Below are 20,238 nucleotides of genomic sequence, written 5' to 3' on the forward strand. Positions count from 1 at the left end.
CCGTCGGCGTCAGCTCCCCCGTCGGCGTCCGCGATGTGTTGTATGTCCTAGATCCGGAAATGCTACCGGTCAGATCTCGGGCGGCCCCTGGCGCACCTTCTGCAGGAGCGACTCCGGCGAGTCCTGGGCCGGGTCCCACCAGGACTCGATCCACCACGTGACGCCGGCGTCGGCCATGGCGCGCGCCTGCTCGGCCGCCTGGTCCGGGTCGCTGGAGAGCTTGCCCTGCAGGACGACGTCGAACGGGCGGCCCGCGGCGTCCTCCGGGCGGTGTGCCGTCAGCCATTCGACCAGCCCGGCGATGTCGTTCGTCGTCAGGTCGTCCGCGGTGCCCCGGAGCTGCGGGACGATCCCGTCCCAGCGCAGCGCGCGCCGCAGGTTCTTGGTGGGCGGCCGCTCGGCGTCCCAGACGCCCACCGGCCACACGGGGATGCGCCCGTTCACCGGGGCCTCGGGGAACCGGAACGGACCCGTGGTGATCTGGTCGCCCGAGGCCTCGAACTCCTCGCCGGTCCAGGACCGTTCCAGCCACTCCAGGGTCTCGTCCAGCAGGGCCGCCCGGTCCTTCAGCTCGATGGGCTGGCCCGGGACCGACGTGAAGCCGCGGTCGTCGGTCACGCCGACGCCGACGGGCAGCACCAGGCGTCCGCCCGAGAGCCGGTCCACCGTGAGCGCCCGTTGCGCGAGCTCCCACGGCCGGTGCCGGGGCACGGCGAAGACCATCGCCCCGAGCGTGATGCGCTCGGTCACCGTCGCCGCGGCCGCCAGGAGGCTGAACGGGTCGTACACGGGCATGGCCCACTCACCGCCGCCCAGGCTGATGGCGTCCCAGGTGAACCAGCCGTCCCAGCCGTGCTCCTCGCACTCCCGCGCGAGCGCGACGTGCTGGTCGATCGTGCCGAAGCTGCTGATGAACCCGAACTTCATCGTTCCTCCTGGTGCGTCAGGTCTGGTGGGTCTCACACACGTTATGCGGCACCACTGACACTCGGCCCGCAGCTGATGCCGTCCCCGGCCCCGTGACGGCGCGCGCCGTCCGGCCCGGCGGTTAGGGTGAGCCCCGTGACCAGCACGAGCACCACCCCGACCGTGGAGATGTGGACCGACGGAGCCTGCAAGGGCAACCCGGGCCTGGGCGGATGGGGCGCGCTGCTGCGTTCCGGCACGCACGAGAAGGAGCTGTTCGGCGGCGAGAAGGTGACCACGAACAACCGCATGGAGCTGAAGGCCGTCGTCGAGGCCCTGCGCGCGCTCAAGGGGCCCACGACCGTCACGATCCACGTCGACTCGTCGTACGTGATGAACGGGATGAAGAGCTGGATCGTGGGCTGGAAGCGGAACGGCTGGAAGACCGCGAGCAAGCAGCCCGTCAAGAACGTGGACCTGTGGCAGGAGCTCGACGCCGAGGTCGCCAAGCACGAGGTGAGCTGGGTCTGGGTCAAGGGCCACGCCGGCGACCCGGGCAACGAGCGGGCCGACGCGCTGGCGAACAAGGGCGTCGACAGCGTGCGCTGACGCAAGCCCTGGGCAAGCCCGGAGCAAGTTGCGGGCACGTCCGGCGGCACGTCCGCCCAACGAGACAGAAGTCACGTCACCACGATTCGCGCGCACCAATACCCTTGACCCATGGCTTCCCACTACGACGTCGTACTCCTCGGTGCGGGCCCCGGCGGCTACGTCGCCGCTATCCGCGCTGCCCAGCTCGGCAAGTCCGTTGCGATCATCGAGGAGAAGTACTGGGGTGGTGTCTGCCTCAACGTGGGCTGCATCCCCTCCAAGGCTCTGCTCCGCAACGCCGAGCTGGCCCACATCTTCACCCACCAGAAGGACTTCTTCGGCATGTCCGGGGACGTCACGTTCGACTTCGGGAAGGCCTGGGACCGTTCGCGCACGGTCGCGGACGGCCGCGTCAAGGGCGTGCACTTCCTGATGAAGAAGAACAAGATCACCGAGGTCGACGGCCGCGGCACGTTCCGCGACGCGAACACCATCGAGGTGGCCCTCAACAAGGGCGGCACCGAGACCGTGACCTTCGACAACGCGATCATCGCGACCGGCTCCGAGGTGCGCCTGCTGCCCGGCGTCGAGCTGTCCGAGAACGTGGTCACCTACGAGAAGCAGATCCTCACGCGCGACCTCCCGAAGTCGATCGCCATCGTCGGCGCCGGCGCCATCGGCATGGAGTTCGCCTACGTCCTGAAGAACTACGGCGTGGACGTCACGATCGTCGAGTTCCTCGACCGTGCGCTGCCGAACGAGGACGCGGACGTCTCCAAGGAGATCGCCAAGCAGTACAAGAAGATCGGCATCAAGGTGCTGACCTCGACGGCCGTCCAGACCGTCAAGGACAACGGCTCGTCCGTCACCGTCTCGTACAAGGGCGTCAAGGACGACAAGCCGGGCGAGCTCGTGGTCGACAAGGTCCTCATGGCCGTCGGCTTCGCGCCGAACGTCAAGGGCATCGGCCTGGAGAGCGCCGGCGTGCAGCTCACCGACCGCGGCGCCATCGGCATCGACGACTACATGCGCACCAACGTGCCGCACATCTACGCGATCGGTGACGTCACCGCCAAGCTCATGCTGGCGCACGTGGCCGAGGCGCAGGGCGTCGTCGCCGCCGAGACCATCGCCGGCGCCGAGACCCAGACCCTGGGTGACTACCGCATGATGCCGCGCGCGACGTTCTGCTCGCCGCAGATCGCGTCGTTCGGCCTCACCGAGCAGCAGGCCAAGGACGAGGGCTACGACGTGAAGGTCGCCTCGTTCCCGTTCATGGCCAACGGCAAGGCGCACGGCCTGGGCGACCCGACCGGCTTCGTCAAGCTGGTCGCCGACGCCAAGTACAACGAGATCCTCGGCGCCCACATGATCGGCCCGGACGTCTCGGAGCTGCTGCCCGAGCTGACGCTCGCGCAGAAGTGGGACCTCACGGCCGACGAGATGGCGCGCAACGTGCACACCCACCCGACGCTGTCGGAGGCCCTGCAGGAGTCGATCCACGGCATCGCCGGGCACATGATCAACTTCTGATCGTCTGACCGGTTCGTCCGGCGGCGATCCCTGGAAGCGGCGGCCGACCTGCACTTTCGCCCTATGGCGTGGTGCGGCGTCGGTCGCCGCTTCTCGTGTGGTCCGACGGCGTCGGCCCCCGCTGGGTCCCGGTTCGGTAACGGACGTAGCGCAGTGCCCTGGTGATGTGCGCCTGCCGCGGATGTTCGGGGATGATTACTGTTCATGAACGCCGGAAACCCGCTGTCGGGTCTCTACGCCCCGATGCCCGCGGTGGGAACGAAGAAGTTCTGCGTGTTCTGCCGCGAACCGGTGACGTTGGAGCAGGCGGCATCGGGCTGGCACTACTGGACGGCGGCCGGCGACCCGATCGACGGCGGCCGGCACTGCCTGGGCGGCATGATGGGCAACGTCCACTCGCCGGCGCTGCGCACGCTGCACCTGCCGCTCGCTGAGTCCGACGACCAGAAGTGGGCCTGGCGGTACTCGCCGGAGGGCGAGGGCCGGCTCCAGTAGCGCGCCGGCCTGGGTGAGAAGCCCGGCCAGAACGGCGCCGGACCAGAACAGCTCAGAACGGCCAGATCACCGGCACGTACAGCACCGCCGCCGCGAGGAACACCAGCGCAAGCGGCAGCCCCAGCCGCCAGAAGTCCCCGAACCGGTAGCCCCCGGGCTGCAGCACCATCAGGTTCACCGGCGTCGCGATCGGCGTGAGGAACGCCGCCGCCCCCACCACGGCCAGCGCCATCATGAACGGCTGCACGCTCACGCCCAGCGTCTGGGCGAACGACACCGCGACGGGCGCCATCACCAGCACGGTCGCCACGTTCGAGATGAACTGCCCCAGCACGAGCGTGAGGGCGCACACCGCCAGGAGCGCGACATACGGCGACCCGCTCCCGGTCACCCGCATCACCAGCTCAGCCATCATCTCGGCCGCGCCCGACGACACGAACGCCGCGGACAACGGGATGAGCGCCCCGATGAGGATCACCGTGTCCCAGGAGACCGCGCGCAGGCCCTGGGGAACCGTGATCACGCGCAGCAGCACGAGGGCCGCCGCGGCGAGCAGCCCGACGATCACCGGAGGAACGGCGCCGGTCGCCAGGAGCCCGATCGTCGCGACCAGCACCCCGAGGCACCGCTTCCAGCCGACGCCGAGCGGCACGCTCCGCTGCAGGCTCTGGGACGCCTCGACGGCGATGACGTCCGGTGACCGGGTGTAGCGGTGCAGCGCCTCCCACGGCCCGCGGACCAGCACGGAGTCGCCCGCCTGCAACGGCAGCGGCCCGGACGAGGCCGAGGGGCCGTCCGCGGAGTCGCTGCCCCGCCGCAGCGCGACCACGACCAGATCCTCGTCCCGCGTCGTCATCCCGGGGCTGACGCGACGTCCGATCAGGGTCGAGCGCGGCGCGATCAGCACCTCGACGACGCCGGTGGTGCCGGTGAAGAGGTTCGTCGCGTCGAGGTCCTCGGCGTAGCTCTCCTGCCACGAACGCACGCGTTCGCGCGGGTCGGCGGCGACGTCCGCCAGGCGCTCGGGGACGCGCTCCGGCAGGAGACGCTGGCCGACCGTCACCACGAGGACCATCGTGACCAGGACGAGCGGCAGGCCCACCAGCGCGAACTCGAAGTACCCGAACTCCCGTCCGCCCGACTCGGCGGCGACCTCGGAGATGATCACGTTCACCGGGGTGCCGGTGAGCGTCAGCAACGACCCCGCGCTCGCGGCGAACGCCACGGGGATCAGCATCCGCGAGGGCACGATGCCGGCCCGCGCGGCGGCGACGACCGCGACGGGCAGCAGCGCCGCGACCGCCCCGTTGATGCTGATGACGGCCGCGAGGAGCGCCGTGCCGCCGACCATCGTCACGAGCAGCCCGGTGCGCCCGAACGACGAGCACCGCTCCAGCTGCGCCCCGATCCACGCCGTGATCCCCGTGGTCTCCAGGGCCGCGCTGAGCACGAACAGCGTGGCGATGAACAGGACGATCGGATCGCTGAAGCCGGCCAGCGCCTCGCCCAGCGGGAGGACTCCCGTCGCCCACAGCGCCACCGGGACGAACAGGGCCACGATCACGAGCGGCACCCGGTTGGTCGCGAAACCGAGCACGGCCAGCGCCAGGATCACGAAGGTCGCGACCAGGGGGTCGATCATCTGCTCCACGGGCTCAATCGTCGCATCCGGATCGTCGCATCCGGCCAGTTCACCCACCGCGCGCTGGTGGAGCCCCGGTCCACCCGGCAAGATCGACGCATGACCGACCTCGCTGACGAGTCCATGACGGTCCGGACCGGAGACGCCGGCCCCGAGCTTGACGTCGACCTCGCGGTCGTCGGCTTCGGCAAGGGCGGAAAGACCCTCGCGGCCACCATGGCCCGCCGCGGCGCTCGCGTCGCGATGATCGAGCAGTCCGCCCGGATGTACGGCGGCACCTGCATCAACATCGGCTGCGTACCCACCAAGGCCCTCGTGCACGACGCCGAGACCGGCTCGCCCGACATCCCGGGACCCGACCGGTACCGCCGCGCCGCGGAGCGCACGGACGCCCTGACCACGCTGCTGCGCGGCAAGAACTTCGCGATGCTCGACACCCTCGACACCGTCACGGTCGTCACCGGCACCGCGACCTTTACCGACCCGCACACCCTGACGGTGCGCGCCGGCGACGACACCCTGCGGGTCACCGCGCGGACGATCGTCGTCAACACCGGTGCCGACCCCGAGCTTCCGCCGGTCCCGGGGCTGCGCGAGAGCGAGCACGTCGTCACCAGCACCGACCTGCTCGCCCGCACCGAACGGCCCGGTGAGCTGGTCGTGCTCGGCGGCGGGTACGTCGCCGTCGAGTTCGCCTCGATGCACGCCGCCTTCGGCGCGCGGGTCACCCTCCTCGCGCGGGGCCCGCGCCTCCTGCGCAGCGAGGACGACGACGTCGTCGCGGCCGCCACCGAGATCCTCACCGAGGCGGGGGTCACGATCCGGACGGGGGCCACGGTGACCGGCGTCGAGGACGACGGCGACGTCGCGGTCGTCACGTACACCGACCAGGACGGCGTCCGGCAGACGGTCCGGGGTGACACCGTGCTCGCCGCGCTGGGCCGCCGCCCGCACACCGCCGGCCTCGGCCTCGAAGCGGCCGGGATCAAGACGGACGAGCACGGCGCCGTCGTCGTCGACGAGCACCTGCGCACCACCCAGCCGCACGTCTACGCGATCGGCGACGTCAACGGCGGGCCGCAGTACACGTACGTCTCGCTCGACGACTACCGCGTCGTGCTCGACCACCTGACGGGCGAGGGCCGCCGCACCACGACGGACCGCCGGGCCGTCGCCTCGGCGCTCTTCATGACCCCGCCCCTGGCGCGGGTCGGCCTCACCGAGGCGGAGGCCCGCGCGACCGGGCGGCCGCTCCTGGTCGCGACACGCAAGGTCGCGGACATGGCGACCGTGCCCCGGGCGCGGATCGTGCACGACCCGCGCGGCCTCATGAAGGCCGTGGTCGACGCCGGGACCGACGAGATCCTCGGGGTCACGATGCTCAGCCACGACGCCCACGAGACGATCAACACGGTCGCGCTCGCCATGCGGCACGGTGTCACCGCGAGCGAGCTGCGCGACGAGATCTACACGCACCCGTCCATGACCGAGGCGTTCAACGACCTGTTCGCGAACCTCCGCCCGGCGTGACGGGTCCCCGAGCCGGGCTGCCATCGATGAGTTCGGTCCGGCCGCGGCGTCCGTCCTGCCATGAGCGAATTTCTCTCCGACGGACCCGAGCTCTTCGCGGTCGCGTGCGTCCGCGACTACGCCACCGCCTACCCGTGGTGGGAGACGCTGCTGGGCAGCCCGCCCTCCTTCAAGGCGACGCCGACCGAGGCGGTGTGGGAGGTCGCCCCGCACCGCTGGATCGTCGTGGAACAGCGCCCTGAGCGCGCGGGCCTCGCGACGCACACGCTGTTCGTGGACGACCTCGACCTCAGGGTCGGTCAGATCGCCGCTCGCGGCCTGGAGCCGGACGACCACGAGACCTTCGAGGGCGGCGTGCGCAAGATGATCTACCGCGATCCCGAGGGCAACGAGATCGGGTTCGGCGGCAACGCGCAGTAGGCGACGACGCAGGTCACGGGCAGCGGGGCACCGGGGCGCTCCAGGTCGTGTTCGACCGGTTCGAGACGTAGTAGTCGCTGACCCACCTGCCGTCGCGCAGCTGGTCCCAGACGCGGGTCGTCCTGATCTGGGTCCCGACCTTCTGGCACGCGACGTAGGCCAGGGCGCCCTTGCGCAACGGGCTGCCCGAGGCCGGGTAGGACGTGCCGGGTCCGGTACGGGCGGTGAGGTCGACCGTCACCTGGCCGGGGTAGGCGCACCGCGGCAGCGCCGAGGAGAAGCCGGTGCTCGACGGGGTCGAGACGTAGCGGTCGCTCACCCAGGCGCCGTCGGTCAGCCGGTCCCACACGGACGTCGTGCCGACCCGCTGGCCGCTGGTCTGGCACACCACGGCCAGCGTCGCGCCCGGCGCGTAGGTCCGCACCACGGGGTAGGAGGAGGACGGCCCGCTCCGTCCGTTCAGTGCCGACGTGCTGGTGACCGAGTAGTTCCGCGCGGTCGTGGCGACCGGCGCCCGGACGTTGTCGGAGTCGATGTTGATCGTCACCCCGCCCCAGGTCTCGTCGTGGTCGCCCTGGTACTGCTTCGCGCGCTGGTAGTACGACCACTGCGAGTCCGGCGCGGTCGGCCAGCCCGTGAGCGAGCTGTTGCCGTCCCAGCGGGCCATCCACACGGCGTCGGGGCGGGCGTACGAGGTCGAGTCGTAGGTGTCGGAGAGGTCGCGCAGGCCCGAGTCCTGGTGCACGTAGACGCCCGCGAGGTACCCCGAGTCGTGCAGGGTCTTGGTCCATGCCGAGACGTACCGCCGCACCGCCGTCCGGCACGACGCGTCGGTGCGGTCGTAGTGCTCGACGTCCGCGTACAGGCCGCTCCCGGACAGCAGACCCAGCGCCTGGGCCCTCGCGACGGCGTCGGCGCCGTCCGAGCTCCCGCGGGCTGTCGCGCTGTTCGCGTCATAGCGGTTCGGCTTGGTGCCGAACATGCAGGTCGGCTGGTACCCGAAGTAGGTGGGCAGCAGCTTCCAGCCCGCCTGGACGGCCCCGCGCACCCACGTCGGGGTCAGATTCGGCTGGGCGGCACAGCCGCGGTTGATACCGCCGAAGTAGATGTTCACCACGTCGTAGGGCGACGTGCCCTGCCAGGCGTTCAGCGCCGCGAGCGAGGGCGCGTCGCAGGTGTCGAAACCGAGGTCGTTGGCCCGCGTCGCCGTCGAGCCCGAGGTGTAGTCCACCGGCGTCGCCGGCTCGGCCGCGGCCGGGAGGGCGAGGCCCGCGACCAGTACCGCGAGCGCGCCGCCGGCGGCGGCCAGTCCCCGGCCGATGCGCCGCGCCCGGCCGATGCGCTGGCCGATGTGCTGGCCGGTGCCGATGAGACGCGCTGTGCTGCTGTCGTGCTGCGTGGCGGACATGGCGTACCTCCGTGGACGGTCCAGTCGCCTACCAGGCAGTTTCCGTCCGCCGGGGGTGGCGCGTCAGGGACTTTGGTCCCGGATGCCGGGTGAGGTGGCGGGGCTTTTCTCCGGGTCCGGGCACGAGTCCGGGCACGGCTACGGGTAGGGTCCGGGCATGGTCGGACCCCGGCGGTACCGTGACGTGCGCTCGACGTTGATCGACGCCTCGCCCGACACGGTCTGGCAGGCCGTCCTGGACCAGGTCGAGGTGCTCGGGCTCCCGGCCTTCTACGTCCGCCTGATCGGCTGCCGCGACCAGCGGCACCTGGGCCCGCGCCCGCTGACGGCGGGCTCGGTGGTGCCCGGCTTCCACGTCACGGACGCGGACCCGCCGGCGCGACTCGTGCTCGACGGCGTCCACCGGTTCTCGGTCTACACGCTCACGTTCGCCCTGCTGCCCGACGACGGAGGCACGCGGCTCGAGGCGCACACCGACGCGACCTTCCCCGGGGTGCTCGGGGCGGTGTACCGGCTGCTCGTGATCGACTCGGGCTTCCACAAGCTCGCGACCAGGAGCATCGTGACCCGGGTCCGGCGCCGAACGGTGGTGGGCTGACATGGGCGCGCACCAGACAGCTGCGCACCAGGCAGCGCCGCCCCTGTGCCTGGTCATCAACGGCCCCTCGGCCGCCGGGAAGTCGACCCTGACGACGGCGGTCCAGGACCGCGCGGAGCGGCCCCTGCTGCGGTTCGGCCTCGACGAGCTGTTCCGGATGATCCCCGACCACTGGGGCGGCGGGCTGCCGGGCGCCCGGCACTCCGACCTGGGCTTTCGCTACGAGGCCGTCGAGCCCGGCGTCCGCCGCATCCGCACGGGCGCGGACGGCATGCGGATGCTCGGCGCGATGAACGTCGCCGTCGTGGCGATGCTGCGCGCCGGCCAGGGCGTGATCGTGGACGGGCAGGCGTTCGAGCCGGAGGCCAACCAGGATCTCGAGGCGCGGCTCGCCGAGCTGGCCAGGGAGGGCGCGGCGGCGGTCGCGATCGTCGAGCTCAGGACGGCCGACGGCGACCTCGAGGACCGGCAGCGTCGCCACGAGCACCCGGCGGGGCTCTCGCTGTTCCACAACCGCCAGCCGCCCCAGTCGCCGGACCCCGACCTGGTCATCGAGACCACCGGGCGGGACGCCGAGCAGGTGGCGGACGCGCTCTGGGACTGGCTGGTCGAGTTCTACCCCGCGATCGAGACCGGCCACGCCGCGGGCGCCTGATCGCTCCTGGCGTACCGCCGCCTTACTTCACGAAAACGGGTGTTCCGGCCGCGCGCCGTGCGCAAGGATGACGGGCGTGGACCCGCGAGCTGACGCTGCTGCCCTGGTGGCCGACCGTTACCCGGAGGCCCGGTGGGCGCTGCTCGCCGGCAGCGTCCTCGACCCGGGCTCCCGGACCGCGGGTTCGGACCTCGACATCGTCGTGTGCCTGCCGGACGACGCCGTCGGGCACCGGGACGCGCTGCGCTGGCGCGGCTGGCCGGTCGAGCTGTTCGTGAACACCGAGGCCGGGCACCGCTGGTTCATCACCACGGAGACGGCGCGGCGCAAGCCGACGCTGGCGCGGATGATCGCCACGGGCGTGCTCGTGGCCGGGCCCGCGGGCGCCGTCGACGACCTGCAGGCCGAGTGCCGCGCGCTGCTTGACGCCGGCCCCGGTCCGGCGTCCGACGCCGCGCTGGAGGACGCCCGGTACGTCGTGACCGACCTGCTGGACGACCTCGCCTACGCGCGCGACGGCGGCGAGGCCGACGTGGTGCGCTCCGTGCTGTGGGAGCGGGTGGGGCACCTCGCCCTGGCGGCGGCCGGGCGGTGGGACGGCGGCGGCAAGTGGCTGCTGCGCGAGCTGCGCACGTGGGACCTCGGCTACGCCGCCCGCTGGGTGGCGGCGCGGCACGACGACCAGGCCATGGTGGACGTCGCGCGGGCCACCCTCGACGCCGCCGGCGGCCCGCTGTTCGAGGGATACCTGCGCCAGGCGCCCGTGGTGGACGAGATCCATGCGACCCGGACCATCCCGCCGACGGTCGTGAGCCGGTCGGCGCGCGCGGTCCTGCTCGACGACGCGGGCCGGCTGGTGCTCATCAAGCGCACCGTCCGGGGCCGCGCGCCGTACTGGGTGACGCCCGGCGGCCGCGTCGAGCCGGAGGACGCCTCGGTGGAGGCCGGCCTGCGCCGCGAGCTGCTGGAGGAGCTGGGCGCCACGGCGGACGTCGTCCGGCAGGTGTTCCTGACCTCCCAGCCCAAGGACGCGGGCGTCGCGGTGCACCACTACTTCCTGGCGCGCCTGACGTCGCTGGACCTGGCGCTGCGGTCCGGCCCGGAGTTCCAGGAACCGACCCGGGGCACCTACGAGGTGGAGCGCGTGGACCTGCGCGACGACGCCGCACTGGCCGGCCTCGACCTGGTGCCCGCCGCGCTCAAGGCGTTCGTCCGGACCAACCGGCACGCGCTGCTCGCAGAGGCCGAGGACACCGTGGCGGAGGACACCGTGGCGGAGGATCTGGTTGCGGAGAGCGCCGTGGCGGAGGACTCCTGAGCGCGATCGAGGTTCCCGCGTCCTTCCTCGCGATGCCGCGCTGGTGGACCGCCACGACGGCGGAGCAGCGGTGGCTGGCCGACCTCCCGCGCCTCGTGGACGACTGGTGCGCCCGCTGGCACCTCACGGTCGACGGGCCACCCCGGCACGGGTCGAACGCCCTGGTCGTCCCCGTCCGCCGCGCTCGTCAGTCCACCCCGCAGCCCGCCGCGCAGCCGTCCGCTCAGTCCGCCACGCAGCCAGCCGCGCTGCGCCTGACGCCCCCGGACGACGACGTCGCGGCGCTCTCGACGGCGCTGGAGTTCTGGCGCGGCCACGGCGTCGTGGCGGAGCTCGAGGCCGACCCCGCGGCCGGCGCGCTCCTGCTGGACCGGCTCGACCCGGACCGCGCCCTCACCGGTGAGCCCCTGGCCGTCGCGATCCCCGAGATCGGCCGGATCGCGCGCCGCCTCGCGGTCCCGGCGGGCGACGACGTCGCGGCCGGCGTCGGGCACACGGCGGACGACGTCGCGACGCTGACCCCGCTGCAGCGACCCGTCTGGGAGCGCCTGGACCGGCCGTTCGACGGGGGAGTCCTCGACCGTGCGGCGGACGCCGCGGCCGTGATCCTCGCCGGCGACCGGGACCCGGTCGCCGTGAACGCCGACCTGCACTTCGACCAGGTGCTGCGGGACGGCGACGGCCGGTGGTGCGTCGTCGACCCGGTGCTGCGGCGCGGCGACGCCGAGCGGACGGCGGTGAACGTGCTCTGGCACCGGGCCGACGAGATGTCCGACCGGGACATCCCGCGCTGGCTCGACGTGCTCGTGGACGCCGCCGGGCTCGACGCCGGCCTGGCCCGGGCGTGGGCGGTCTGGCGCATCACCGACTACCTGCTGTGGGGGCTGGAGCACGGCCTCACGCAGGACCCGCCGCGGTGTGCCCGCCTGCTCGACGCGCTGCGCTGAGCCCGGCTGCGCCGTCTGCGCCGTCTGCCGCGCTGGTCACACGGAGAACCAGCAGTACATCTCCCGCCCCTGCACCATCGCGCGCCGCGCCAGCCCCGACACGCCGCGCAGGAACTCCGCGACCGCCTCCTCGTCCGCGTCCGGCCCGAACTCCTCGGTGCGGCCCCAGGCCGCGGCGACCTCGGGCACGCGGCCCGGGGCCAGGTCGGCGAGGGCGGTGGTGAGCGTGCCGCGCACCCGCACGATGCCGGACGCGCCGCTCTCGCGCAGGCCCACCGGCGGCGTCGGGTCCCCGGAGATCTCGGCGTACGGCAGCTCGGTCAGCTCCGCCTCGAGGGTGCCGAGCATGACGAAGGGGTCGATGCCCTTGGCCTCGTGCCGGTCGTCCTGGTCGAGCCCGGCGCCGTAGACGCCGTCGTCGAGGAACCGCGCCGCCTCGGTGTCGGAGCCGGCGATGAAGTAGTCGGTGATCAAGCCCATGGGCACCGAGCATGCCACCCGCCTCCGACACCCCGCCAAACCCGTCCGGGATCGCCCCCTGCTGCGTTCGCGACCTCCCGCAGGGTGGCCCAGGATGGTGGCGACAGGCACCGCGATCAGGGGCGGTGCCGTGAGGACCGGAGGACGTCGTGGGCTCCAGCAAGTCGGGCAGCGGCCAGGACAAGCACCGCGGAGGCGGCCTGAAGCGGCTCGTCACCCTCGTGACCATCGGCCTCGCGGTCGCTGCGGTCGTCAAGGAGCTGCGCCTCCCGGAGGAAGAGCGCACGTGGAACGGCAAGGTGGCGGCCGTGGTGCCGTACGACTTCCGGTTCCCCACGCTCGAGCGTGCCAAGGAGCGGCTCTGGGACCCCGAGGCCGAGCACGTGATCGGGCCGCGCGTCTTCGGCGTCGGCTGGGCGGTCAACGTGGGCAAGGTCGTGGCGATGGTCCGCAGCCGGCTCGACGTCTAGTCCTGCGGCCCGCACGCGGGCCGGGCGCAGGGCTGTGCGCACGGCTTCGCGTGCCCGGACGGCCTGTGGTTCGATGCCCGGATGAGGTCTCGCGCCCTGCTCCTCGTCGCCGTCGGACTGCTGGTCATGGCGGCGGTCTTCGGCACGGTCGCGGGCTTCCTCGCGGTGCGCACCGCGGCCTTCCTGGCCGACGCCCGGCCGGCCGACGGCGTCGTCATCGGGCTCGACGAGCAGTACAGCAGCAGCGACAACGGCTCCGCGCGCTACACGTACCACGCGGTCGTGGCGTACGACGTGGGCGGCCGGGAGTACGAGCTCACCGACCGCACCGGCACCAACCCGCCCCGGTACGACGTCGGCGAGGACGTCACGGTCCTGTACGACCCCGCCGACCCGGGCGAGGCGCGCCTCGAAGCGAGCTACGGGTACTGGCTCGAGACCATCTTCGGGCTGGTCGCCCTGGCGCTCGCGGGAGCGGGCATCCCGGTGCTGCGCGTCTGGCTGCGGAAGGCCGCCCGCGAGCGGCTGGCCCGGACCGGCGAGCGCGCCACGGGTACGGTCACCGAGGTCCGGCCGGCCGGCAAGATGGTCTACAACGGCCGGCCCCGCACGGCGACGACGGTCCGCTGGCGGCACCCGTTCGCGGGCGAGCAGACGCTCACCGAGATCACGTGGGGCGCCGCGCACGCCGTCGGCGACCAGGTGGGCCTCCGGTACGACGCCGACAGGCCCGCCCGGGCGCTCGTCGAGCCGCCCGCGGAGCCCGAGCCGGCGCGAGGGCCGGACGAGCTCGCGGTCTGACCGCCATCCGGCCGTCCGGATCGCGTCCCCGCCGTCCGATAGCCCCGGCCTCAGCCGTCCCGCGGCGCCAGGCCGCGCACGAGGGCGGTGAGACCGGCCTCGAACTCGTGCTCCGGGCCCAGCTCGACGACGGCCCGGACGGCCTGCGCGAGCCGGTCGGCACCCTCGACGGCGCCGGCGTCGTCGGCCAGGACCGGCTGCCCGCCGGGCGTCGTCTGCTCCTCGAGGGTCGCCCCGATCGTGTACCGGGAGACGGCGATGAACGCCAGGACGGCGTCCGGCCCGGTGAACCCCTGCGCCTCCAGGTGGGCGACCTGGGCGACCGAGTTGGCGAGGTTCGGGGCCCGCGGCCCGGTCGAGGCGATCAGTCGGGCGCCGTCGCGCACGGAGAGCATGGCGCGGCGCAGGCTGCGGGCGTTGCGCAGCAGGAACGCGTCCCAGCTCTCGTCGGGGCCGGGCAGCCGGTCGGTGTGCCGGCGGTCGAGCACCTCGGCCGCGACGGCGTTCAGCAGCTCGGCCTTGTTGCGGAAGTGGTGGTACAGCGCGGGCTGCTGCACGCCGAGCCGGCGCGCCACGTTGTGGCTGGACAGCCCGTCGAGGCCGCGCTCGTCCAGCGTCTCGATGGCCGCGGCGACGATCGTCGGGCGGTCGAGTCCGGGGCGGGTACGCGGCATGGGCCGACTCTAGCCAGGACGCTCCTTATCAGTGATACTTATCAGTGATAAGCAGCCGATCGGGAAGCAGCCGACCGGGAAGCAACAAGAAGCGGGCAGCAACAGGGACCGGGGCGACAGGACCGGGAAGCGACACATGGCGGGGACGCCGTCAGGGGGAGCAGTGATGACGAACGAGCACGCACCGTCCGGGACCGAGGCGGGACCGGCGGGGCAGGACGCCGCGCACGCGGGTTCAGCACCGGCAGGTTCAGCACCGGCAGGTTCAGCGCAGACGGGTTCGGCGGAAGCGGGTTCGGTACGGGAGGGTTCGGTACAGGCGGGTGAGGTCCCGACGAGTCCCGCCCGCGCGCCGCGCGTGCGGAACCGCGGCGCCGCCTGGACGCTCGTGGTGCTCACCCCGCTGATCGCCGAGCTCGCCCTGGGGTCGACGCCGGTCCGGATGGCGTGGCTGGTGCTGCTCTGGATGCCGGTCTACGGCGCGGGCGTGCTGCTGATCCGCGAGCTCGTCGCGCGGCGCGGGCGCGGCTGGCCGAGCATCCTGCTGCTCGCCCTGGCCTACGAGCTCGTCGAGGACGGGATCGGCCTGCAGGCGCTGACCAGCCCGCACCTGTACGACGCCGCGTCGTGGGGCGCCCGCGTGCTCGGCGTCAACCTGCCGTACCTCGAGGCGAACGCGATCTACCACGCCGTGTTCACGGTCTGCATCCCGATCGCGCTGACCAACCTGCTCTTCCCCGCGCACCGGGGCCGGCCCTACCTCGGCGTGCCGGGGACGGTCGTCGCCGCCGTCATCGCGGTGCTCGGTGTGGGGCTGCTCCGCACGGTGACGCTCTCGGAGGACCCCGGCTACCAGGCGCCGCCCGCGTTCGTGCTCGGCGTGGTGGTGGTCGTGCTCGCGCTCGGGGTCGTCGCCCTGTTCGTCGTGCCGGCCACGCGCGGGCGCGCGGCGGACCCAGCCGGTACGGCGGCGGTCCCGTCCCTCGGCTTCCTCGCCGCGGCGTCCGGCCTGGCGACCCTGGTCTTCTTCGGGCTCTCGTTCCCGGTGTTCGGGGCCGAGCAGCCGGCGTTCACCGAGGGCCTGACGGTACTGATCCCGATGGCGGTCACCGCGGTCGGCGTCGTGGCCTGCTACCGCTACCTGACGCGGACGGCGTCCTCCCCGGCCTGGACGCCGCGGCACACGCTCGCCCTGATCGGCGGGGCGCTCGTGGCCCACTCGGTGGGCGGCCTGGTGATCATGGCGCACACCACCGTGGACCGGGTCGGTCTCGTGGTGATCATCGCGCTGACGGTCATCGGACTGCTGCTCGTCGACCGGCGCCTGCGCCGCTGACCAGCCCCGCCGTCGACCAGCCCCGACGCCGACCAGCCCCGCCGTCGTCAGTGCTCGGCCTCCCACGTCGCGATCTCGGACCCCTTCGCCCCGCCGTACATGTCGACGACCTCGCCGTCGGGGTCGTAGGTCACCGAGGCGTCGTCGTACGGGCCGGAGCCCCAGACGATGATCTCGTAGGGCAGGCCGGCGTCGTCGAACGCGGACGTCGGCACCCGGACCTGGACGGTGACCAGGTCCTCCGGCTCGAAGCCCGCCTGCTGCGGCAGCCGCTCCGCGAGCTCCTGGAGCGCGCCCCAGTCGACGTCGGCGGCGTCGAAGGGTTCGAGCGGCAGCTCGTCGTCGCGCGGCTGGATCGATGACGGCTCGTGCCGCGTGATGTCGCCGCGCGACCACCAGAGCTCGTCCGTGTGGTCGGAGCCCGGCTCCGCCGGCATCGTCGCGGTGGCGGTCGTGCTGCCGAGCCCCACGCTCAGGAACCCGCTGTGCCCGGCCTCGGCGACGAACGCGTCGACCACCTCCTGGGCGCGCGCCGGGTCCAGGGTGCTGGCCGCCTGCTCGACGCGCCGCTCCTGGGCGGCGGAGACCTCCAGGAGCGGGGTGCCGGTGAGCACCGCCGTGATGTCCTCGCGCACGGGGTAGAGCCGGGCGGCGAACCCCACGAGCACCAGCAGGGCGAGCACGGCGACCGGGATCTTCACGAGGCCGCGCGCGTCTCGGCCGGCGGGCACGGGCGCGGCCCACTCGGGCGGCTCGTCCATCCGGGCGACCCGGTCGTCCGCGGCTGCCCGTGCGGCCTTCTCCCGCCAGGACTGCGGCGGCGACTGGAGCAGGGTCACGCCGGGGGCGTCCGCCTTCTCCTGCAGCACTACGACAACGGCGCCCGGCTGGAACTGCGGCAGCCGCGTCCGGTCGATCAGCGCACGCGTGGTGGTCGTGTACCTCGTGCGGGTCCGGGAGTCGACGGCGAGCCGCAGCTCGGCCACGGGGTCGTCGTTGATCTCGGTGCCCGTCGACGAGATGTCCAGCACCTTGGCCAGGTGCAGCCGCCCCTCGCGCTCGGCGGTGACCACGACGTCGACCGGCGGCGTGGTCCGCAGCGCGCTGGTCCCGCCGATCCCCAGGAGCGCGGTCGCCATCGACGTCAGCGCGACAGCGAGGGTGCTCACGACGAGGGCCACGGGCAGCCACCAGCCCGGGGCGCCGTGGTCGAGGCGGAGGCCGATCAGGAGGAGGCACGCGAGGGCGAAACCCACGGCGAGGGAGCGGACGATTCGGATCACGCGGTCAGTATCCCGGACACCACTGACACTCCCGCCCGTGTCAGACACACAGGTCACCCGGGTGATCCGTACGTCTGACACGGGCGGGGCGGGTCCCTCGGACAGCGGTCGGCGAGAGCGCCGTCAGAGCGTGAGGAGGCCCCGGGCCAGGGCCGTCACGGCGCCCGCCGTCGCGACCGTGAGGGCCGTCCGGGACGCCGCCCGGGTCGAGATCCGCAGGGCCAGGAAGTTGCCGGCCGCCACACCGGCCAGCACCGCCGCCAGCAGCACCGGCCACACCCACCACGCCGGGGCGAAGCCGGACGGGATGGCGCCGAAGCCCAGCTTGGTCGCCACCGACATGGCGTTCATGACCACGAGCAGCGGCTGCATCGTCGCCGCGAACGACCGGTGGTCCCAGCGGGTGGCCAGCGCGTACGCGGTCCAGGCGGGTGCGGCGACGCCCGATGTGGTGTTCATGAACCCCGCCGCCAGCCCCGTGGCGACGGCCACCGAGCGGCCCTGGATCCGCACGCGGCGCCGCAGGATCGCCGAGGCGCCCAGCGCGAGCAGCACCGACCCGCCCACGATCACGTCGAGCCAGGCCGGGTCGGCCTCGCGGACCGTGAGCGCGCCGAGCACCGAGCCCACCAGCATCAGCGGCAGGATCGTCACGACGCGCCGCCATTCCACGCCGTCGCGCAGCGCGCGCAGGATGAGCAGGGCCGTGACGATCGCGGCGACGTTGCTCACCAGCACGCCCACCGAGGCGCCCAGGAACACGGTCAGCACCGGCGCGGCCACCATGCCGACACCCATCCCGGCGATGCGCTGCAGCCCGGCCCCGAGGACGACGGCCACGCACGCTGCGATCAGGGCCGTCGTCTCCACCCCGTCACGCTAACCCTGATCAGGGGCGGTGCCGGTGCGAGGAATATCACCCTCCGGCAGGCTCGCCGGCTTCGGTCACACTGCCCGGGGCCACACCACCGTGAACCGCGCGCCGCCGTCGGGCGACTCGCCGACGGCGACCTCGCCGCCCCGGCGCCGGACCAGCTCGGCGACCAGCGCCAGCCCCAGCCCCGCGCCGCCCGAGGTCCGTGCGCGGTCGTCCGAAACCCGGTAGAACCGGTCGAACACCTTGGCCCGGTGCTCCGGGGGCACGCCGGGTCCGTCGTCGTCGACCAGCACGCGCACCGTGGACCGCTGCGCGAGGACCGTCACCACCACCCGCGTGCGGGTATACCGGGCGGCGTTGCGCAGCAGGTTGTCGAGCACCAGCTCGGTCTCGGTGTGCGCCGCGGCCGCCCAGGCCCGGTCGGTCAGGGCGTTGACGACGACCGGCACGGGCCCACTGCCCGCCCGCCCCGCCTCCGGCTGGGCCTCGGCCCGCGCCACCGCCGACCGCACCGCGTCGACCAGGTCGATCGACTCCGCGGGCGGCAGCTCGCCGGCGTCCGACCGGGCCAGCGCCAGCAGGCCGTCGAGCAGCGCGGACAGCCGCTCGGCGTCGGCCAGGACGTCGGCGTGCACCTCCTGCGAGAGCCGCGGGTCGGGGCTGGCGACGGCGACCTCGGACTGCACGCGGATCGACGCGACGGGGGAGCGCAGCTCGTGCGCGGCGTCGCCCGTGAACCGGCGCAGCCGCTCGGCGGTGGCGTCCTGGCGGTCCAGCAGCACGTTGAAGTCGTCGGCCAGGGCGTGCAGCTCGCGCGCCGCGCCGCCGGGCACCGCCACGCGGGCGCCGGGCGCGAGCCGGCGCACCGAGTCCCGCATGCGCGCGACCGGCGCCAGCGCGGAGCCGACGGCGAACCAGATCGCGACCCCGGCCACCAGCGACCCGACCAGCGCGGTCACCAGCAGCCACCGACCGCCCGACGCCTTGGCGGCGGCCTGCCCCACCAGCCCCGTACCCGCGACGACGAGGCGCTGGCTGCCGTCGGGCGCCGTGGTGACCACACCGTGCCAGCGCACCGGCTGCGCGTCGCCCGCGGTGACGGGGGTACCGGCCTTCAGGGCGCGCACCTGTTCCCGCGTCAGGGCCGGTGCCGCGGACGTCGCCGGGCCCTCCCCGGCCGCCGGGTCCGGCCTGACGGCGTCCCCCGCGGTGTCCAGCACGCGCACCTCCAGCCCGTCGGGGGAGTCCGGCGTCCGGCCCGCCGCGACGTCGCCGGCCGCCGTGGTCAGCGCCACGTGCAGCTCGTCGTCCACGGCGTCCGTCAGGACGGGGCCCAGGCCCCGGCCGGCCGCCGTCGCCAGGCCCAGCAGGCAGGCCAGCGTGACCGCCGTGGCGAGCAGCGTGATCCGCAGCCGCAGCGACACCCCGGACCAGCGCCCGCCCGACGGCGCGCCCGGCGGCGCGCTCGGCGGCCCGCCCGACTGCGCGCCCGACAGCCCGCTCACCGGAGCGCGTCCCCGAGCTGGTACCCGTGCCCCCGGACGGTCCGCACCAGGTCCCCGGCGCCGACGGCGGCCAGCTTGCGGCGCAGGTAGCCCACGTACACCTCGACGACGTTCCGGGTCGCGGCCTGCTCGTCGCCCCAGACCTCGGTCAGCAGCTCCTGCTTGGTCCACACGGTGCCCGGCCGCGAGGCCAGCGCCTCCAGGAGCTTGTACTCGCGCGGGCTCAGCGGGACGCCGACATCGTCGTACCGCACGGTGCGCGAGGCGCGGTCCACCGTCAGCGGCCCGATCAGGATGCGGGTCCGGGCGGCGCCCGCCGCTGTCCGGCGCAGCAGGGCGCGCACCTGCGCGAGCAGCACCACGAACGAGAAGGGCTTGACCAGGTAGCCGTCGGCGCCGAGGTCCAGGCCATCGGCCTGGTCGACCTCGCCGTCCTTGGCCGAGACGAGCAGCACCGGCGTGGTGACCCCGGCGGCACGCAGCTCCTGCAGCACGCGGTAGCCGGACAACCCGGGGATCATGATGTCCAGCAGGATCGCGTCGAACGAACCCGTGCGGGCCAGCCGCAGCGCCGTCGGCCCGTCGGCCGCGAGGGCGACGTCCATGCCCTCCGCGCGCAGGCCGCGGTCCAGCGCCTTGCGCACGCCGGGCTCGTCGTCCACCACGAGGATCTGCGGCCTCATGCCTGCCAGCATGCCGCACGGCCGGCCGCGCGGGTGCGCCGACGGGCCGCGCCGGGCCACCTGCGCGATGACTCTCAGCGCGCTCT

Annotated in this window: 21 protein-coding genes; 12 read left to right on the plus strand and 9 right to left on the minus strand. The window is 73.5% G+C overall.

Annotated elements, in window-relative coordinates:
• Window positions 1–69: 69 nt before the first annotated feature.
• Window positions 70–927, minus strand: a complete 858-nt coding sequence (locus tag H291_RS0104120; protein ID WP_020013710.1) for an LLM class flavin-dependent oxidoreductase — start codon at window positions 925–927, stop codon at window positions 70–72.
• Between the two features lie 135 nt (window positions 928–1,062).
• On the opposite strand from H291_RS0104120, the gene rnhA reads away from it, so the two are divergent.
• From rnhA to H291_RS0104135, 3 genes are all read left to right on the plus strand, one after another.
• Window positions 1,063–1,515 carry a ribonuclease HI gene (gene rnhA / locus H291_RS0104125; protein ID WP_020013711.1) on the plus strand — a complete coding sequence of 151 codons (453 nt, stop codon included), beginning with the start codon at window positions 1,063–1,065 and terminating at the stop codon, window positions 1,513–1,515.
• 111 nt (window positions 1,516–1,626) lie between these two features.
• Complete coding sequence (gene lpdA / locus H291_RS0104130) at window positions 1,627–3,030, plus strand: dihydrolipoyl dehydrogenase (RefSeq protein ID WP_020013712.1); 1,404 nt, start codon at window positions 1,627–1,629, stop codon at window positions 3,028–3,030.
• Window positions 3,031–3,234: 204 nt separating this feature from the next.
• The gene (locus H291_RS0104135) at window positions 3,235–3,525 is read left to right on the plus strand and encodes a hypothetical protein (protein WP_020013713.1); all 291 of its coding nucleotides are present in this window, start codon (window positions 3,235–3,237) and stop codon (window positions 3,523–3,525) included.
• 52 nt (window positions 3,526–3,577) lie between these two features.
• Here the strand turns inward: H291_RS0104135 and H291_RS0104140 are convergent, their stop codons facing one another.
• Window positions 3,578–5,167 (minus strand): SLC13 family permease, encoded by a 1,590-nt coding sequence (locus H291_RS0104140; RefSeq protein ID WP_232216048.1) that lies wholly within the window; start codon window positions 5,165–5,167, stop codon window positions 3,578–3,580.
• 99 nt (window positions 5,168–5,266) lie between these two features.
• Between H291_RS0104140 and H291_RS0104145 the strand changes: the two genes are divergently transcribed.
• The gene (locus tag H291_RS0104145; protein WP_020013715.1) at window positions 5,267–6,697 is read left to right on the plus strand and encodes an FAD-dependent oxidoreductase; all 1,431 of its coding nucleotides are present in this window, start codon (window positions 5,267–5,269) and stop codon (window positions 6,695–6,697) included.
• Window positions 6,698–6,757: 60 nt separating this feature from the next.
• Window positions 6,758–7,117 (plus strand): VOC family protein, encoded by a 360-nt coding sequence (locus H291_RS0104150; RefSeq protein ID WP_020013716.1) that lies wholly within the window; start codon window positions 6,758–6,760, stop codon window positions 7,115–7,117.
• A 13-nt stretch (window positions 7,118–7,130) separates the two neighbouring features.
• Here the strand turns inward: H291_RS0104150 and H291_RS0104155 are convergent, their stop codons facing one another.
• Entirely contained in the window at window positions 7,131–8,525 is a 1,395-nt protein-coding gene (locus H291_RS0104155) for a glycoside hydrolase domain-containing protein (RefSeq protein ID WP_020013717.1), read from the minus strand.
• Between the two features lie 157 nt (window positions 8,526–8,682).
• On the opposite strand from H291_RS0104155, the gene H291_RS0104160 reads away from it, so the two are divergent.
• From H291_RS0104160 to H291_RS0104180, 4 genes are all read left to right on the plus strand, one after another.
• Complete coding sequence (locus H291_RS0104160) at window positions 8,683–9,123, plus strand: SRPBCC family protein (RefSeq protein ID WP_020013718.1); 441 nt, start codon at window positions 8,683–8,685, stop codon at window positions 9,121–9,123.
• A 1-nt stretch (window position 9,124) separates the two neighbouring features.
• A complete protein-coding gene (locus H291_RS0104165) occupies window positions 9,125–9,778 on the plus strand; it encodes a phosphotransferase-like protein (RefSeq protein ID WP_020013719.1) in 654 nt (217 codons plus the stop codon).
• A 76-nt stretch (window positions 9,779–9,854) separates the two neighbouring features.
• Window positions 9,855–11,096: an NUDIX hydrolase gene (locus H291_RS34435; protein ID WP_232215988.1), complete on the plus strand. Its 1,242-nt coding sequence runs from the start codon at window positions 9,855–9,857 to the stop codon at window positions 11,094–11,096.
• Window positions 11,097–11,128: 32 nt separating this feature from the next.
• The gene (locus H291_RS0104180) at window positions 11,129–12,043 is read left to right on the plus strand and encodes an aminoglycoside phosphotransferase family protein (protein WP_020013721.1); all 915 of its coding nucleotides are present in this window, start codon (window positions 11,129–11,131) and stop codon (window positions 12,041–12,043) included.
• Between the two features lie 36 nt (window positions 12,044–12,079).
• On the opposite strand, the gene H291_RS0104185 is transcribed toward H291_RS0104180, so the two are convergent.
• Entirely contained in the window at window positions 12,080–12,523 is a 444-nt protein-coding gene (locus tag H291_RS0104185) for a hypothetical protein (RefSeq protein WP_020013722.1), read from the minus strand.
• A gap of 149 nt (window positions 12,524–12,672) precedes the next feature.
• On the opposite strand from H291_RS0104185, the gene H291_RS0104190 reads away from it, so the two are divergent.
• Together H291_RS0104190 and H291_RS32245 are read left to right on the plus strand one after the other, a co-directional pair.
• Entirely contained in the window at window positions 12,673–12,993 is a 321-nt protein-coding gene (locus tag H291_RS0104190; protein ID WP_020013723.1) for a DUF5808 domain-containing protein, read from the plus strand.
• Window positions 12,994–13,074: 81 nt separating this feature from the next.
• Window positions 13,075–13,794 carry a DUF3592 domain-containing protein gene (locus H291_RS32245; protein WP_020013724.1) on the plus strand — a complete coding sequence of 240 codons (720 nt, stop codon included), beginning with the start codon at window positions 13,075–13,077 and terminating at the stop codon, window positions 13,792–13,794.
• A gap of 50 nt (window positions 13,795–13,844) precedes the next feature.
• On the opposite strand, the gene H291_RS28625 is transcribed toward H291_RS32245, so the two are convergent.
• A complete protein-coding gene (locus tag H291_RS28625) occupies window positions 13,845–14,468 on the minus strand; it encodes a TetR/AcrR family transcriptional regulator C-terminal domain-containing protein (RefSeq protein WP_020013725.1) in 624 nt (207 codons plus the stop codon).
• Window positions 14,469–14,826: 358 nt separating this feature from the next.
• On the opposite strand from H291_RS28625, the gene H291_RS28630 reads away from it, so the two are divergent.
• Entirely contained in the window at window positions 14,827–15,804 is a 978-nt protein-coding gene (locus tag H291_RS28630; protein ID WP_020013726.1) for a hypothetical protein, read from the plus strand.
• Between the two features lie 47 nt (window positions 15,805–15,851).
• On the opposite strand, the gene H291_RS0104210 is transcribed toward H291_RS28630, so the two are convergent.
• From H291_RS0104210 to H291_RS0104225, 4 genes are all read right to left on the minus strand, one after another.
• Window positions 15,852–17,087 (minus strand): hypothetical protein, encoded by a 1,236-nt coding sequence (locus tag H291_RS0104210; RefSeq protein WP_020013727.1) that lies wholly within the window; start codon window positions 17,085–17,087, stop codon window positions 15,852–15,854.
• 123 nt (window positions 17,088–17,210) lie between these two features.
• On the minus strand, window positions 17,211–17,957 hold the full coding sequence (locus H291_RS0104215) for a sulfite exporter TauE/SafE family protein (protein WP_020013728.1): 747 nt from the start codon (window positions 17,955–17,957) through the stop codon (window positions 17,211–17,213).
• A gap of 75 nt (window positions 17,958–18,032) precedes the next feature.
• The gene (locus H291_RS0104220) at window positions 18,033–19,469 is read right to left on the minus strand and encodes a sensor histidine kinase (protein WP_020013729.1); all 1,437 of its coding nucleotides are present in this window, start codon (window positions 19,467–19,469) and stop codon (window positions 18,033–18,035) included.
• Complete coding sequence (locus tag H291_RS0104225; protein WP_033326055.1) at window positions 19,466–20,152, minus strand: response regulator transcription factor; 687 nt, start codon at window positions 20,150–20,152, stop codon at window positions 19,466–19,468. The genes H291_RS0104220 and H291_RS0104225 overlap by 4 nt, the downstream gene beginning before the upstream one ends.
• Window positions 20,153–20,238: the final 86 nt, after the last annotated feature.

The sequence above is a fragment of the Promicromonospora sukumoe 327MFSha3.1 genome, assembly GCF_000385135.1.
GTDB lineage: Bacteria > Actinomycetota > Actinomycetes > Actinomycetales > Cellulomonadaceae > Promicromonospora > Promicromonospora sukumoe_B.

Bases quoted from the DNA above. Each gene is read 5' to 3' on its own strand.
- H291_RS0104145 (WP_020013715.1), top strand. From the start codon at position 5,267: ATGACCGACCTCGCTGACGAGTCCATGACGGTCCGGACCGGAGACGCC.
- H291_RS0104135 (WP_020013713.1), top strand. From the start codon at position 3,235: ATGAACGCCGGAAACCCGCTGTCGGGTCTCTACGCCCCGATGCCCGCG.
- H291_RS0104140 (WP_232216048.1), bottom strand. From the start codon at position 5,167: ATGATCGACCCCCTGGTCGCGACCTTCGTGATCCTGGCGCTGGCCGTG.
- lpdA (WP_020013712.1), top strand. From the start codon at position 1,627: ATGGCTTCCCACTACGACGTCGTACTCCTCGGTGCGGGCCCCGGCGGC.
- H291_RS0104185 (WP_020013722.1), bottom strand. From the start codon at position 12,523: ATGGGCTTGATCACCGACTACTTCATCGCCGGCTCCGACACCGAGGCG.
- H291_RS0104150 (WP_020013716.1), top strand. From the start codon at position 6,758: ATGAGCGAATTTCTCTCCGACGGACCCGAGCTCTTCGCGGTCGCGTGC.
- H291_RS0104165 (WP_020013719.1), top strand. From the start codon at position 9,125: ATGGGCGCGCACCAGACAGCTGCGCACCAGGCAGCGCCGCCCCTGTGC.
- H291_RS0104155 (WP_020013717.1), bottom strand. From the start codon at position 8,525: ATGTCCGCCACGCAGCACGACAGCAGCACAGCGCGTCTCATCGGCACC.
- H291_RS0104180 (WP_020013721.1), top strand. From the start codon at position 11,129: ATGCCGCGCTGGTGGACCGCCACGACGGCGGAGCAGCGGTGGCTGGCC.
- H291_RS28625 (WP_020013725.1), bottom strand. From the start codon at position 14,468: ATGCCGCGTACCCGCCCCGGACTCGACCGCCCGACGATCGTCGCCGCG.
- H291_RS0104160 (WP_020013718.1), top strand. From the start codon at position 8,683: ATGGTCGGACCCCGGCGGTACCGTGACGTGCGCTCGACGTTGATCGAC.
- H291_RS32245 (WP_020013724.1), top strand. From the start codon at position 13,075: ATGAGGTCTCGCGCCCTGCTCCTCGTCGCCGTCGGACTGCTGGTCATG.
- H291_RS0104120 (WP_020013710.1), bottom strand. From the start codon at position 927: ATGAAGTTCGGGTTCATCAGCAGCTTCGGCACGATCGACCAGCACGTC.
- H291_RS0104225 (WP_033326055.1), bottom strand. From the start codon at position 20,152: ATGAGGCCGCAGATCCTCGTGGTGGACGACGAGCCCGGCGTGCGCAAG.